Below are 15,670 nucleotides of genomic sequence, written 5' to 3'. Positions count from 1 at the left end.
AATATGGCCACCTATACCCTGCTTCTATTTGGCATTTGCCGAGATCTTCTAAAAAAAGATCAAATAACGCTGGAATTAGACGGCCCCGTGGATGCCCAAGGATTATTGACACAAGTGAAAAATCAATTTCCTGAACTTCAAAACCTTCCTTCACTTCGCCTGGCGGCCGACCACCATTTTCCGAAACCCGAGTTTATCGTCGAACAACACATGGAAATAGCCTTAATTCCCCCCGTAAGCGGCGGATAATTACCAGCTATTCCCTACAAAACCAGTAGATTATTTTATATTTGCAGATTCGATTAACGTAACGCATGCCTGTACCGAGTATTTTTCTGGCACTCCTCGCAATCCCTTGGCTTTCCGCCCTGGCCATTGCAGTGATTCCAAAAAAAATCCAGGTCAACACATCCATCGTTTTAGCCGGAATTTTCACCTACTTAGCCTTTAAAATAGGCCATATTCCGGAGCAAATCATCGCCTACCCTTGGTTTACATTGGGCGGCAAATCAATTGAAGCAAGTTTTTGGATCAATTCCTCCGCACAACTATTACTACTACTCGTCAGCGTAGTCGCTCTTTTTGTTCAGATTTTTTCCAAATCTTATCTAGCCAAAGACCCCAATATCGGGCGCTACTATAGTTATTTGCACCTGTTTATTGGCTCCATGACGCTCTTGGTTTTAACCGATCAGGTCTACCTATTTTACGGCGGCTGGGAACTCGTGGGCGCTTGCTCCTATCTACTCATCAGCTTTTGGCATCAAAAAGACAGCGCCATCAAAGCTGCGAAAAAAGCATTCCTATTAAACCGAATCGGAGATATCGCCCTTCTTTTAGGGCTTGTTGGCCTCAGTAATTTCTTCGGCACCACCAGCTTTTCCAACATGCACGGTACCGCACCAGCGCTCATCGGCATCGCCATCATCATCGGCGGAATTGGAAAATCCGCGCAATTTCCACTCATGTCTTGGTTACCCGACGCGATGGAAGGACCTACGCCGGCATCAGCTTTAATTCACGCAGCCACCATGGTCGCCGCGGGCGTATTCGTTGGCATCCGCATTTTCCCATTTGTTGGCGAAGAAACCCACCTTTTCATGGGAGCCATTGGAGCAATCTCCCTCGTTTCTGGTGCCTTTTTTGCCCTATTCCAAAACGACATCAAAAAGGCACTCGCCTATTCAACCATCTCGCAACTGGGCCTCATGTGGCTTGGGATGGGTTCGGGTGCTTCCCTTTTTCATTTATATGTGCATGGCATTTTCAAAGCCGGACTTTTTCTAACGGCTGGATCTGTCATTCATTACCTGCATAACCAACAAGCCACGCACCACCACGACGCACAAAGTCTCACACAGATGGGTGGCCTTCGTAAGCAACTCCCTTTGAGTTTTGCGGCCTACCTGATTTTCGGGGCTGGCCTGATAGGCATTCCATTAACGAGCGGTTTTTATAGCAAGGAAAACATCGCCGGATACTTGTGGGTGTCGGCTCAAAACAGTGCATTTTCGAGCTATTACTACGTTTTATTGGGGGCACTGGCGCTAGGAATGGCGCTGACGGCGACGTATATATGCCGACAAACCTATTTGATTTTTTTAGGTCAAAACAGGGGCGGACACATATTTGAAAAAGTGAATACTAATTGGCTTCAAAATATCCCCATCAGTTTACTGATTTTCTTCAGCTTGTTTTTCTGGATTTCGGTGAATCCAATTGACGCACACCATTCTGTATTCTTGTCCTTTTTCCATATTGAAAATTATCACATTCCTTCGTTCTGGTTGGCAATCACTGCGGGAACTTGGGCGATTGGAATCTTAGCCACCGCATTGACTCGCCACTGGATCCCTGCGAAAAATTATCAGTTTGCTGGATTTATTTGGCCTAAAACATATCAATTTGCGCTATGGATAGGCCGTAAAACACACGTTTTTGACGTCCGAGTACTTGACAGACTCTTGGTCAAATTATCCGAATTGCAAGTTATCATCGCGCACCTTTCCGCATGGATCGACCGACATCTAGTGGATGGTCTCGTGGGAGGAATCGCATCCATTAGTCAAGCGCTAGGTGCTCGCCTACGCACATGGCAATCAGCACAGGTTCAAAAATATTGGATCTGGGTAATCATCACATTGGTTTTCATCCTACTTTACCTTTTGTATTAATGGGAAATATATCACTACTTATCGTTCTACCTTTGGTTGCCTCGCTCATTGCGGGTTTCGGCAAATTAGGTGCGACTTACAGCCGACTGCTCGCCTTGGGCGTTGTGGGAATTCAGCTACTGATTTTAGCAAAAATTGCGCTCATTTTCGACCCGGTGCAGTCGGGCTACCAGCAAATCGAATCCATGCACTGGATTCGATTAAACTTAGGCAGTCTAGGCCAATTCGTTTCCAATTATGCCGTGGGCATCGACGGCCTCAGCTTAGGTTTAGTCCTTTTAACTGGGCTTATCAGCTTTGTTGCCCTATGGAATTCAAAAGAAATTTACACCAAAATTGAAGCCTACTACGCCCTCGTTTTATTGCTCAACGCCGCATTAATGGGCTGTTTTGTTGCGCAAGACATGTTCTTGTTCTACATATTTTTCGAATTCATGCTCCTGCCGATGTACTTCTTAATTGGCATTTGGGGTGGCCCGCGTCGCAATTATGCCTCTTTGAAATTTTTCATTTACACCTTAGTGGGATCCTTATTCATCCTCATTATCATGTTGGGGATTTCTTTAGCCTACATGGATCCGTACGAAACGGCATTGGCCTTACAGAAAATTGGGGCCAACCAAGCCTTTGATTTAGAAGCATTGCAATCCATGCAAACAGCCTTAGCTGCACATCAAATTACCCCCAATCAAGTAGTGCACAGTTTCGATTTCCAAGCTTTAAGCGATCCACTTAACTGCCAGGCGAATAATATTTTAAGTCCGCAATCCGGATTTTTATTAGGTGGTTTATCAGGTCGCGCGTGGGGCTTCTGGTTGCTATTTATTGGTTTTGCCATCAAATTACCACTCGTACCCTTACACACGTGGTTGCCAGATGCACACGTAGAGGCACCCACACCCATTTCGGTTATGCTAGCCGGAGTCCTATTGAAAATAGGTGCTTATGGCTGGTTGCGCATGGCGATTCCATTCTTCCCGGCCGAGGCAATCCAAGCGGCACCGATCATGGCGGGTTTGGGTGTTTTGTCCATCATTTATGGAGCCTATAATGCGTTGGCCATGACCGATTTGAAAAAATTAGTGGCCTATTCATCCGTGTCTCACATGGGTTTTGTATTGCTTGGAATTGCGTCTTTTACACCGGAAGGCTGGCAGGGTGCAATTTTCCAACTGCTTTCACACGGCATTCTTTCTTCCTTGTTATTCCTAGTTGTAGGCGTATTGTATAGCCGCACAGGAAATCGAGAAATAGATAATTTTTCAGGCTTGGCAACCAAAATGCCTTTGTTTACAGTCATATCGGGTATTGCCATCTTTGCCTCCCTTGGTCTACCGGGATTCTCTGGATTTATTGGCGAATTTTTCAGCTTGATGGGAGCGTTTACGAGTGCGCATTTGATGCCAATTTATGCGATTCTAGGAGCATTTGGTATTTTACTAGGAGCTGGTTACCTGTTATGGACCTTTCAAAAAATTTATTTGGGAAGCTATTTTGTGCGCGATAACACCTGGGAATTACCGGATTTAAATCGTTTGGAATTGATCAGCTTATTCGGCTTAGGTATCTTGAGTATCATACTCGGAATTTTCCCCGGAATCGTTTTCGAGCTAAGTGAAATTTTCGTAACTAACAGCCTGAAATTAATTTTCCGTTGATGCATTCGAACATCTTTCCTTTGTTGGCCACATTAGATTTAGAAGAAGCAAACGCGCTGACGTCTACCTTAAACCGGTTATCAGAAGATCAGCAATCACAATTCATGTCAATTTATATTAGTAAACGGCGGGATCCGGTACTAATTCTGGTTTGTATTTTGGCAGGATTTGTGGGATTTGCGGGCTTACATCGGTTCATCACGGATCGCATTGGCCTAGGATTACTCTACTTTTTTACGGGAGGCTTCTTATTGATCGGTACCATCATCGATCTATTTCGCTACAAAAAAATCGCACGTACCTATAATGAAAAGATCGCCTTTCAAACGGCTAGCATCATATCAAATTTCAATTAAAACCTATTAAAAAGATACTATGAAAAACAATTTGAGTCGGAGAGAAATCCTTAAGAATTCTGCTGGATTGGCTGGATTGGGATTATTCGGTTCATCCATGGAGGAGCGCTTCAAGAAAGCTGACCTCGCTGTGGGTGCAGACCTGAAAGGCAAAGTGCAACATTCGGCATGTCGCTGGTGCTACGATAAAATTCCATTTGAGGAATTAATCGTGAATGCCAAACGCATTGGCTTATCTTCTATTGAACTTACCGGTCCAGATGAGTGGGATATTTTGAAAAAATATGACATGACGGCGGCGATCGGTTGGGGCAAATACCCAGCGGGCATGAACATCCCGAACTTCTTTAATCGCGTAAAAAACCACGATGGCCTCGTGGGTTTTTACGAAGACATCATCCCAAAAGCAGCGAAAGCCGGTGTGAAAAATATCATCGCATTCTCTGGAAATCGCGATGGCTTGAGTGATGAAGATGGCTTAATCAATTGCAAAAAAGGTTTACAGCGCGTGATGAAAACCGCGGAGCGTTACGATGTAACGATCTCGATGGAATTATTAAACTCGAAAGTGAACCACAAAGATTACCAAGCGGACACCACCGAATGGGGTGCAGCACTTTGTGAGATGGTCGGTTCAGATAAATTCAAATTACTTTACGATATCTACCACATGCAAATCATGGAAGGGGACGTAATTGCAACGATTAAAAAATACCATCAGTATATCTCACACTACCACACAGGTGGTGTTCCGGGACGTAATGAAATCGATGATACGCAAGAATTAAATTACGCGGCTATAATTCGTGCCATTTACGATACGGGCTACAAAGGATATATTGGCCAGGAATTTATTCCGGCGCGTGCAGATAAAATGGCATCGCTCGAGCAAGCAGTTAAGATCTGCGATATTTAAGATAAGCTACTGATTTGCTAGCCAGCCTCCGTTCTTCGGGGGCTGGTTTTTTTATGCCAACAAACTGATAATCAATCGATTATTCAATTTAGGAATAAGGGCTTAGCCACGTCTCCGTTACCTTGCAGGAGCAATGTGAATCTAAGCCAATGAAAAAACTGATCCTATTTTTAGCCATTCCGTGGGGATTATTGGCGCAGTGTCCGGTGATAAGCCAACAACCCAGCAGTCAGTCCGACTGTGAAACAAATTCGATACGGATGATGGTGGTTAGTAATGCCAGCCAGTTTCAATGGGAAAAGAAACGGCCACAAGATGCTTCATTTACAAACATTTCTGGGGCAACACAAGCAAGCTATCAAATCTACCCAACTGGCGGAACGGCCCATCCGAGTGGCACCCAATACCGCGTAAAATTAAATGCATCCACCTGTCTTGTCGTTTCTGAGCCGGCTTCTATCACCTTGCACACCATTACAAACATTCTAAATCCAAGTATTTGTGCAAGAGGAAATGGCCGCTTGGAAGCTCAAATTCCTACAGTAAATCAGGCGTCAAATTTCCAATGGACGGTATCAGTCAACAATTCCCCATTTCAGGATTTGACAGATAACGCGACTTACGCTGGCACGCAAACACCCAATTTGAGTATTTCTCAAGTCCGTACCGAGATGGATGGCTATCGATATAAAATACGGATGAATTTTGCGATTAGCCCCAATAATGACAATGAGGGTTCATTAGTAAATCTAAACCAAACAACAACCTGCCCACGTAGCTCGAATGACATTTTACTTCAAGTAAAAACGAGTCCGATTCCGGTTCATGCGGCAAGTCTCTACAAAGGCTGCATCGATCAGCCGATCACCCTAAATTCGACCGGATGCTCTCCCTATACCACACAATGGTATGACCGGGATGGAAATCCGATGTCACAAGGAGCAAAAGCGACCGTCATACTTAGCGACCCAAACCCACGCATCTATACGGCGACGTGTGTAAAACTAGGTTGTGAAAGTCTCCCTTCACGAGGCACGGGCGCACAAGCATTTGTGCAACCAAGCGCACCACTGAACGCGGGAACACCTGAATCAATCTGTGTCTATCTTCCCATTACATTCAAAGCTTCGGGAGGGACGAATAACCTTTGGTACCTAACAGCGACCGCAAGCACAGCCGTATCCACTGCCACGCAAATAAACGTAACTGGTCTGACGCCAGCATCAACCGTCACGCGATTCGTAAGTCAAATGGTGAATAACTGTGAGAGCGCACGCACGGCTATCAATGTCCGAATCAAATCCTCCGTCGAATGTGATACAATCCCTATTCCGCCTAACCCTCCTACACCACCTACTAATCCGCCTACACCATTACCCGAAACCCCGCCGTCGACACCGGACCCTGTGGTAGAAATACCACCTGCCAAAGAACCCGAGGTCCCACGAATCTCTTTTACGCTTTCTCCGAATTGCGGAAATGAGACCTACCAAATTACCGTCATGGGGTGCCCAAACACCCCTCAAATTTTCAATCAATATGGCCCCGAAAAGCTCATCGGACTGGGAGAGTCTACGGCCATTTCCGCCAGCTTTGAAACTTATATACAAATTAGATGTCCTGGAACAGCAGCAGCACCTATTCAAGTTACTTTGCCCGAAATACAAAGACCAGCCGTCTCTATTGAAACCACTTATGCGAATTTTGCCTGCAGCGGAGATGATATTAAACTACAAGCTGTCCTTCCTGCACATACTACCATTATCGGCTGGGAATTGAATGGACATCTACTGGCGGAACAACAGGTGATTTCGGGCCAACTTCGACCAGGTTTTTACCAACCAGTTGTCCAGAAAAATGGCTGCATCCATCGAGGAGATGGAATCTATATCGAAGTGCATGAGCGCCCATCCCCGCCGGAGATTTTACTCTCTGCGACTGAAATATGCCTAGGAGATACAATACAGGTTCGATCGAATGTAAACCATCTAAAATGGTTGAACGACGCACCTGTACATGGTAAATTTATTGGCACATCTTCAGGGCAATTTACATTCTCCGCCCAAACCGCAACCGATGGAGTTTGTTGGTCTGAACCCAATAAACCCATTTCACTACGCGTACGTTCGTTGCCACAAACGCCAGCGATCATCAGTCAACGGAAGGCAGGATTTTGCGCAGGTGATTCCACTAAACTACAAGCAGACCTTCCTAGTGAGCAATATGCATGGAATTCAGGTGAGCGTACCCAAACACGGTATAGCAAAACGCCCGAAGTAAATCGGGTAAAGTACCAAGATCCCAACGGATGCTGGTCGGCATGGAGCGACCCCATCTCTTCATTTCATTTCCCCGCCGAACCACAACCATTCATCCGGGCATATCCTAACCGTCAGTTTTGCCAAGGCGCTTTCGTCACGATTCATGCAACTCCAGCTTTTCGCTATGCATGGAATACAGGTAGCTCGGAAGACAGCATCGTCGTCAGAAATTCAGAAAAAATAACACTGAAAACCCAAAACGAATATGGCTGCTGGTCCATCCCAAGCCCACCCTTAACCCTACTAGCCAGACAAAATCCAAGCAGTCCCATACTCGAAAAAATGGGCTCTTATTTTCTTCAAGCACGTAATTTGATGGATAAGCCGGATCGCTATGTTTGGAAATTCAATCAGGTATTATTATCAGATTCGCTCAATCAAATAAAACTATTCAATACAGGAATATATACCGTAAACGCGCTGAAGGATTATTCGTTGGACAAATCTCTCCCAATTACCTGCAAGTCTGAATCGAAATTCTACCTATATACCTTGCCAACGGAATTAGGTGGCATTTCGATCTACCCTAATCCTACTCAAAGTAGCTCCATTTCAATTGAAATATTAAACGAAACGTTGCAAAGCAGAATTGAATTAATTGACTTTCAGGGGCATCTCATGCAGCGTTGGGAATTGGGATCCTCTGCATTTAGGCATCGCATTAGGCTAGCTGATCAGTTGGCGAACGGGAATTACATACTCAGATTTGAAACCGATGAAGGAATAAAAACAAGAATCATATCGGTTATGAAAAACTAAATAAGCTGTTACTCGTAAATCCCTTTGGCAATCTTTTCACTAACCGACTTAGGGGTTACCCAGGCGAGAAAGGCAGCTAATTTATTGACAAAGCCAGTGATGACTTCTTGTTTCCCAGCGAACATACCCGCTACAGCTAGCTTGGCAACAGACTCAGGAGTCATGGTGATTTTTTCAGCAGCTTTGCGCGCTTTAGCTGGCAAGTTTGCCCGATCGTTAAAATTGGTTGTTGTCGCACCCGGACTGACTGCCGTCACGATTACACCTTTAGATTTCCATTCATGGTATAAACCGCGGGAGAAATTAAGCACGAATACTTTAGTAGCTGCATATAAACTCATGTTCGGAATAGCCTGATAAGCGGTAGAGCTAGCAATATTGAGTACATGTGTCTTTCCTTTTCCAGAGAGGAAAGGGAAGAATTTCTGGCACATGTCCACTAGGGCATTCATGTTTACCTGCATCATCTTTTGGTTCTCCTCAAAAGAATACGACTCAAATTGGCCCACCAAACCATAGCCTGCATTGTTAACCAAAATACGTAAATCAATTTGCTTAGAATCAACCCATTGAACAATGCGGTCCACTGCCCCCTCCTCGCTCAAATCACTGACAAGGTAGTCGGCCTGAATCGCATATTTCTTCTCGAGCTCCTCTTTGACCATTTGTAATTCATACGAATTACGTGCAATCAATAACAGATGATAGCCTTGAGATGCTAAAATGCTAGCAATCTCTTTACCAATTCCCTTACTTGCTCCAGTGATTAATGCGTACGACATAGCGTGTGGGTTTAATAAAAAAAAGCCCATTGCTGGGCTTTTTTAGAACTAATTACTTCTTTGGTGCAGCAGGCGCAGCGGGAGACGCTACGGCTGGTGTTGGATTGAAATAAGCTTTGATATCTGGATCTTCAGGCTTAATTTCTTGTGCTTTGGTGAATAAATCTTTCACTTTAGCTTCATCTTTGGTCACCGACAAATGATATCCGCCTAAGAATTTATAGGCTTCAAACAATTGATTTTTATCTTCTTTGTATTGCGTACTCTTCTCTGCTTTTTGTGTTTCCACTGCGGCAACAAATTTCTCATACCAAGGAGCGCCTAACCATTTCGTACCTGTGTAGTCAATAAAGTTATTTGCACGTGCACGGTTAATGTAGAATGGAGGCCATTTGTCATTAATCTCAATTGCTTTCGCAAACATCGAATCGGCACGCATCGCCATCGCTGGACGACCTAATGTATCAGCCTTGTTGATGTAAGCTGCTGTCAAATAAAAATCCATCGCAACTTTAAAGTAGTCACCTGAACCAACCGTTTGAGCCTTTTTAACTTTCCACTGAATTGAATTCAAACCAGCTGCTGCTGCATCGCTGTAACGCTTTTGCTTGTAACGAACATCATGAATGATTGAATATACGTTATTGTTCGTATCCAAAGGAGCAGCCTTCTCTAAATATAATAGAGCGATTGAATCTTTCCCTAAACCTTGGTATCCTTTTCCAAAGTACAAATCATCCATAAAGTATGGCTTCACACCACGCTTCACCATACCGTCTAGGTTATCAATACCTTGTTGGAAATTACCCATCTCCACATTTGAATATCCACGCATACGGAAGATGTCATTATCTTTCACCCCACGCTTGTCCGCATCATCTGTAAATTTCATGGCTCCTTCATAATCCTTAGAAAGGAACAATAATTTAGCTGTTTCTAACGTAACCTCTGGAGTTGCTTCCGCCTTCTCTAAATAACGACGGAAATAACGCGATGCGTTTTTATACTGACCACCTACGATCAAGTACTCACCATATCTACGATGTGCAGGTGCATAGTTTGAGTCTAAGTCGATGGCCTCTTTGTAACGCGCTTGTGTTTCTTTATAGTTCTTACCACGTAAATAAACCGTTCCAATTTTAACTTTAGCCTTCACGTTTTTAGGATCTTGCATCAAACCTGTCTCGTAAGCAGTTACTGCATTACCACCGTCATTTTTGATCAAATACGCATCTCCTTTAACAATGTAATGCTCCACAGTAGGCATTTTCTTATCCTTCATCAAACGCTCCTGAATCAAATCGATTAAGCGAATTGCCTCACCTGGATCGTTGTTATTGGCATTGAAACTTTCTTCTTTACCTAGAATGTAATACATAGAATACGCCTCAGCGATTCGGTACATCACATCGATATTTTTGTTTTTTGTATCCGCTAGAATTCGGTCGAATTCTACTTTTGCTGCAGACACGTTGTTTTGACCTACTAAAATAGAACCTAGACCCACTTGGTTTAAGTAATTTTTAGGATCTGCCGCTTTTCCTTTTTCGAAGGTAGCCTTGGCATTATCCCAATCACGTTGTGTCAGGTAATAGTAACCCAAATAGAAATAATTTTCACCTGTTGGAGTTGCAGCAACCAACCCCTCAAAAACTTGTTTCGCTCGACTTGGCTGATGGCGATCTAATAAATGTAGACCATCTTGAATCGTTTGCCCGAAAGCTAGATTGGTCAACAAAAGACCAATTCCCAAAAGCCATGATTTCATTTTCATCATTTGTAATTTAAATTTTTGTTTAAAAGAAGTATGCTTAGGCGTAACATTGAAAAGTTCAATAAATTACTAGTAAAGTTTTATATTTTTTAGAATGACAAATTTAAGCAAAAATCTTGAAAAACTGACAAATGTCAATCCCAAAAATACGTTTATTGGCTGATTTGATACTGTCTAATCGTGATAGGTCGGGTCAATGGAATTAACCCCGCTTTCAAAACAATCAATTGTCCCATGTCACCACACACGTAATTAACAAATCCTGTACCCAAACCTGAATGCGATTCTTTCAGAATCATTTTGATCTCACGGCGCAATGGATATTTCTTCAAGGCTAAATTATACCCAAAAGGTTGGTAGTAGTCTTTCCCATTTTCAGACACAGACATTACTTGAATGGAACGTATAAAACCCAATGAGGTAGGATTATCTCCATCGCTAATCCAGTTTGAACCAATGATCCCTAACGCATTTTTGTGCGACTGAACATATTCAATGACAGACTTATTTGATCCTACGGCGGCAACTGCTAAACCAGAATTTCCAAGTCCGAAACGGTCAACCAAGAATTTAATGTTGCTCGAATTCGCTTTGTCAACGACCAATTCTATTGAATTTCCATCTTTTGCAGAACCGTTCAACAAGGACTTTAAGCGGTCAAGCGTTATCGAAGTATCTTTATTTGACTTATTGGCAATCAGCGCAATCCCATCCGCAGCAAATTTAAAACTACGGTAAGTGATTTTTTCGCGTGTAAATATTTCTTTCTCCGCATCCGTTAACTCACGTGATACGACAACGGAACGTACTTTATCATTTAGCAAGTCGGCAATCGACTCATTCTCCGGTTTAAACACCAGATTCAATTTAGCAAAATGATAATTTTCTTCGAAGGCAGCTTTCTCCGCATTGACTAATGGCTGAAAAGATTCATCTACACCAATGGAGATTGAACCGGTTGCGGGTCCATCCTTGGGTGCATCATTTTTAGATTCACCACATGCGAAAATCCCAAATACCATGGCAAAAAACAAAATCTTAGTCTTCATAATGCCCATAATTTTGATCGTTCATTTCACTAAAATACAAATAGGCTCTCCAAAGTCGGAAAATCCCATAGACAAAAAATAGCACTCCTAACATCTTGACGATGGGAACACCAGCAAAATCACCTAATTGAAAATCAGACCACACAGCTACGTAGGCACCTAAGCCACTATAAGCTAGCGCAACGACTACACGGAATGAGATGTTAATCAGAACAGCAATGGGTAGTTTCATAAGTAGTTTAAACAATCAGACCTGCCAAATGTACATTTAGCAGGTCTGATAAAATTCAATAATTGAGATTACTCAGATAATACGAACGTGATCGGCTGCGTAAAACGTGAACGTACTGCACGTCCAGATTGCTTACCAGGAGTCCATCTTGGTACCGATTTAATTACACGAATCGCTTCTTCGTCGCAACCAAAACCTACAGACTTTAATACTTGAACGTCTTGGATCGTTCCATCCGTATTAACTACGAACTGAACATATACCTTTCCGCCTACGTTGGCACGCTGTGCCGCAGATGGATAACGCAAGTTACGCTGTAAGAACTGGCCAAAAGCACGAGGACCACCAGGGAACTCGGCATTTTGCTCAACCGCTGTAAAGATCTCATCTTCAGCTGGTTTTGGCGGCTCAACAGGTTCTGCACCCTTAGCATCTGGATCTACTGGTGGTTCGTACGTTTCCGACTCCCCTTTAACAGTTTCAGATGCCGTATTACCTTTCACCTCTTCAGGCGGCGGCTCAGGCTTCGTTACTTCCTCATCATGCTTGATTTCAGGAGGTAAGAATTTAGTCGTCGTCACCTTAGGAATTTCTTTGGGTGGTGGCGGTGGTGGCGGTGGAGGCAACTCTACTTTCTTAGGTGGAGCTGGCTTATCCAATTTCATTACTTCAGCTGTCACCTCAGTCTTATCTTCTGACGCTGCAGTCAACTGTTTCCAGAAAGCTGCGATCAAAAGAGCACCGACAAAGAGTGCAGAGCCTAGTAATACCGACCGCTTCATTACTTTGGGATACGTCTTCCGAAGAACAAAAGCACCGAATTCACGGTTTTTGTCTTTGAAGATAATATCATCCAAAGTAGTATCTTGGCTTATTACTTGTGACATAATATTCGTTTAATTTAAAATTAATTTAATAGGTCTATTTACCTGATCGTTTAATCAAAGCTTCCGTATCCGGATCGATTTCCAACAAAGCATAACGCTTGTTATTGGTAATCGCACACTCATCAAGCATATCAATCATATTCCGATATTTTGCTTTTTTCGTAGGCTTAATTACGATAGTAAAATTAGAACCAACTTTCGCCTTAAGATCCGCAATTACCTTACGAATTCCTGTCTCTGAATAGTTGGTCACTTGCATTACTGTACCTGCTTCTGTAGGAATACCTTGGTAATAATACACCTTGTTCTCGTCTGGACACACCGTAAGTGTTTCAGACAATTTAACAGGTGACGTTTCCTTCGTATCCGTTTTATCAGGCATGTTTAATTGCATGGTAACGGGCTTTGCTAACGTAGTTGTTAACATAAAGAAAGTAATCAACAAGAAGCCTAAGTCCACCATGGGTGTCATGTCGATTTTGGTCGACATTTTCTTACTACGCTTCTTCCCGCCTTTCTTCCCGCCACCGGAGCTATCTATTTCTGCCATTTCTGTTTGTAATTAAAAATGAAAACTTATTTCGGTTTGTTTTCCGGACCCGTTACCAATTGGAAGATATTGATGTTCTGAGCTTGCAAAGTACCGATGATATCAGCAAATACTTTGTAGTTAGACTCTTTATCTCCTTTTACGGCAACCTTCAATTCCGGATTAGACAATTTCGCATAACCCACCCAATACGAAAGCTCGTTGTTGGTTGAATCAATTGGAATTCCCTTGCTTAGCTTTTTAGCATCGGCAGGTTTCATATTTAACACCTGACGCATCGCACCAAGAGGATAGCCTACAATTTCAGAAGCCATAAAGTTCTTCTTCATTTCAGCTGTTACAGCGATTCCATAGCGATTAGCCATACGCTCTAACATAAACTCTCTTGCCTGTTGATCATCAGTTGCCAAATAAACTCCTCCTTCTGGTGAAACACTAACCATAAGCATACCATCTTTTATATTCAAAGGTTTCTCTGAAATAGATGATGGTGGCGTGATTGTAACTGCCTCTTCTGGACGGAACTTCGCGGTTAACATGAAGAACGTCAAAAGAAGGAAAGCCACATCACACATCGCTGTCATGTCGAGTGAGACACTTTGTCTTTTGGCTTTAACTTTTGGCATAACAATTATTTTTTTGAACTGTGAATAAAATTGAATGAAAGGGCTAGGCCCCTAAATCGGTTCAAATATTAATTGTGATGCGTAGCGTAGTTCTGGTTAACGCTCAAGCCGATCTCATCAATGCTGTAAGTTAACTCATCAATTTTCGCTGTAAATACGTTGTATGCAATGATACAGATCGCCGAAGTACCGATACCTAATGCCGTATTGATTAGGGCCTCAGAAATACCGTTTGCTAACGCTGATGAATCTGTAGATCCACCTGAGTTACCTAATGAAGCAAAGGCCTTGATCATACCAATTACCGTTCCTAATAGACCGATCAAAGTTGATACTGACGCCAATGTTGCAATGATTGTCAAGTTTTTCTCCAACATTGGTAATTCCAATGAAGTAGCTTCCTCCACTTCTTTGCTTAATGCAGCTAATTTTTGCTCTTTATCCAAAGCCGTATCAGAAATCAACGCTTTGTATTTTTTGATTGCAGCTAAAGTAACATTACCTACTGAACCTTTTTGCTTGTCGCAAGCTTTTAAAGCTCCTTCAACATCATCTTTGTCCAACGCAGCTTGTACTGAACGAACGAATGCGTTTACATCACCAGTTCCTTTTGCTTTACCGATTGTAAACATACGCTCAATTGAGAATGTTAATGCAGTTAAGAAACAAGTCATCAAAACTGGCACAATAACTCCACCTTTGTAAACTACACCAAAGTAGTCACCTGGAAGTGGGTGTCCTTCGTTTGTTCCACCTTCAAAGTGAGATCCATCTCCCATGACAAGGGTGTAAATTGCAATCGCAATAGCAAACAGGACAATTAGGATTAAACCTGCAGAAATACCGCCAGATTTTTTTTCGGTTGCAGCTGGCTTAGCAGCTGGCTTTGGTTGTTGTGTACTCATTAGTTTGGTAATTTGGGGTTAAAGAATTATTTTTTTGTTAATAAAACTTGTTGAAAAATGACGGAGTAGTTTTCATAGTTTAACTGCCGTTGTATTTTTCAGTACAAGCAAAAGTAATGCAATTCTAATTTAATTTTTACATGCCCCAAACCCCCCACCGCACAAAATATTCGACCCAAAAAAAAAGCTATTGTACTATCTTGATATTTTACCCAAAAATAGCCCCTTTATTAGGTACTTTTTTGAGAATTAAAATTTGAAAAAAAAATTAAAAAAAAATTAAAATCGACCAATTACGACCCCAAATAGTACCAAAAAAACATACCTTTGCTCCGTAAACTTCGAAAATGGATTCCCCTTTTAGCCCCAAAGGCCCACGCGCCGCACACCGCAAAAGTGAAAGCCAGCCCCTTAAGGAGGCGATTGAGTCCCTTTTACGCGTCTACAAACTCCAAGGCCAATACGACGAAACCTATATAGTAGCCCACTGGGAAGAGATCATGGGCAAACCAATCGCCGCTCGGACCCAAAAAATGTATATCAAAAACGGCAAACTGTTTCTCCAACTAGACAGCGCGCCGCTCAAAAAAGAACTCATGATGGCCAAAGCCAAAATGATTGAATTAATTAACAAATACGCACATTCCGAACTGATACAAGAAGTCGTATTCTTATAATACT

Annotated in this window: 15 protein-coding genes; 7 read left to right on the top strand and 8 right to left on the bottom strand. The window is 42.7% G+C overall.

Going from position 1 to position 15,670, the window contains the following annotated elements; genetic code table 11:
* Window positions 1-3: 3 nt before the first annotated feature.
* From U0R10_RS00320 to U0R10_RS00295, 6 genes are all read left to right on the top strand, one after another.
* Window positions 4-249: a MoaD/ThiS family protein gene (locus U0R10_RS00320; RefSeq protein ID WP_377981683.1), complete on the top strand. Its 246-nt coding sequence runs from the start codon at window positions 4-6 to the stop codon at window positions 247-249.
* Window positions 250-314: 65 nt separating this feature from the next.
* A complete protein-coding gene (locus U0R10_RS00315; protein WP_377981682.1) occupies window positions 315-2,174 on the top strand; it encodes an NADH-quinone oxidoreductase subunit 5 family protein in 1,860 nt (619 codons plus the stop codon).
* Window positions 2,174-3,832, top strand: coding sequence for a complex I subunit 4 family protein (locus tag U0R10_RS00310; RefSeq protein WP_377981681.1), 1,659 nt, complete (start codon window positions 2,174-2,176; stop codon window positions 3,830-3,832). Before U0R10_RS00315 ends, U0R10_RS00310 begins: the two co-directional genes overlap by 1 nt.
* A complete protein-coding gene (locus U0R10_RS00305; RefSeq protein ID WP_377981680.1) occupies window positions 3,832-4,188 on the top strand; it encodes a TM2 domain-containing protein in 357 nt (118 codons plus the stop codon). Before U0R10_RS00310 ends, U0R10_RS00305 begins: the two co-directional genes overlap by 1 nt.
* Before the next feature lie 19 nt (window positions 4,189-4,207).
* Entirely contained in the window at window positions 4,208-5,104 is an 897-nt protein-coding gene (locus tag U0R10_RS00300) for a hydroxypyruvate isomerase family protein (protein ID WP_377981679.1), read from the top strand.
* A 149-nt stretch (window positions 5,105-5,253) separates the two neighbouring features.
* Window positions 5,254-8,184: a T9SS type A sorting domain-containing protein gene (locus U0R10_RS00295; RefSeq protein WP_377981678.1), complete on the top strand. Its 2,931-nt coding sequence runs from the start codon at window positions 5,254-5,256 to the stop codon at window positions 8,182-8,184.
* A gap of 8 nt (window positions 8,185-8,192) precedes the next feature.
* Here the strand turns inward: U0R10_RS00295 and U0R10_RS00290 are convergent, their stop codons facing one another.
* The 8 genes from U0R10_RS00290 to U0R10_RS00255 all read right to left on the bottom strand — a co-directional run bounded on the left by U0R10_RS00290 (window position 8,193) and on the right by U0R10_RS00255 (window position 14,989).
* Window positions 8,193-8,966 carry an SDR family NAD(P)-dependent oxidoreductase gene (locus U0R10_RS00290; RefSeq protein WP_377981677.1) on the bottom strand — a complete coding sequence of 258 codons (774 nt, stop codon included), beginning with the start codon at window positions 8,964-8,966 and terminating at the stop codon, window positions 8,193-8,195.
* A gap of 52 nt (window positions 8,967-9,018) precedes the next feature.
* Window positions 9,019-10,734 carry a tetratricopeptide repeat protein gene (locus U0R10_RS00285; RefSeq protein ID WP_377981676.1) on the bottom strand — a complete coding sequence of 572 codons (1,716 nt, stop codon included), beginning with the start codon at window positions 10,732-10,734 and terminating at the stop codon, window positions 9,019-9,021.
* Between the two features lie 158 nt (window positions 10,735-10,892).
* A complete protein-coding gene (locus tag U0R10_RS00280) occupies window positions 10,893-11,789 on the bottom strand; it encodes a PstS family phosphate ABC transporter substrate-binding protein (protein WP_377981675.1) in 897 nt (298 codons plus the stop codon).
* Entirely contained in the window at window positions 11,779-12,021 is a 243-nt protein-coding gene (locus tag U0R10_RS00275; protein ID WP_377981674.1) for a hypothetical protein, read from the bottom strand. The genes U0R10_RS00280 and U0R10_RS00275 overlap by 11 nt, the downstream gene beginning before the upstream one ends.
* 68 nt (window positions 12,022-12,089) lie before the next feature.
* A complete protein-coding gene (locus tag U0R10_RS00270; RefSeq protein WP_377981673.1) occupies window positions 12,090-12,908 on the bottom strand; it encodes an energy transducer TonB in 819 nt (272 codons plus the stop codon).
* A 34-nt stretch (window positions 12,909-12,942) separates the two neighbouring features.
* Entirely contained in the window at window positions 12,943-13,458 is a 516-nt protein-coding gene (locus U0R10_RS00265) for an ExbD/TolR family protein (protein ID WP_377981672.1), read from the bottom strand.
* A 26-nt stretch (window positions 13,459-13,484) separates the two neighbouring features.
* On the bottom strand, window positions 13,485-14,084 hold the full coding sequence (locus U0R10_RS00260; RefSeq protein WP_377981671.1) for an ExbD/TolR family protein: 600 nt from the start codon (window positions 14,082-14,084) through the stop codon (window positions 13,485-13,487).
* A 68-nt stretch (window positions 14,085-14,152) separates the two neighbouring features.
* A complete protein-coding gene (locus U0R10_RS00255) occupies window positions 14,153-14,989 on the bottom strand; it encodes a MotA/TolQ/ExbB proton channel family protein (protein WP_377981670.1) in 837 nt (278 codons plus the stop codon).
* A gap of 347 nt (window positions 14,990-15,336) precedes the next feature.
* On the opposite strand from U0R10_RS00255, the gene U0R10_RS00250 reads away from it, so the two are divergent.
* Entirely contained in the window at window positions 15,337-15,666 is a 330-nt protein-coding gene (locus tag U0R10_RS00250; protein ID WP_377981669.1) for a DciA family protein, read from the top strand.
* Window positions 15,667-15,670: the final 4 nt, after the last annotated feature.

Origin of the sequence: Aquirufa avitistagni, from assembly GCF_042715545.1 — a bacterium.
Lineage (GTDB): Bacteria > Bacteroidota > Bacteroidia > Cytophagales > Spirosomataceae > Aquirufa > Aquirufa avitistagni.
This window is presented reverse-complemented; position numbering and strand designations above follow the sequence as displayed.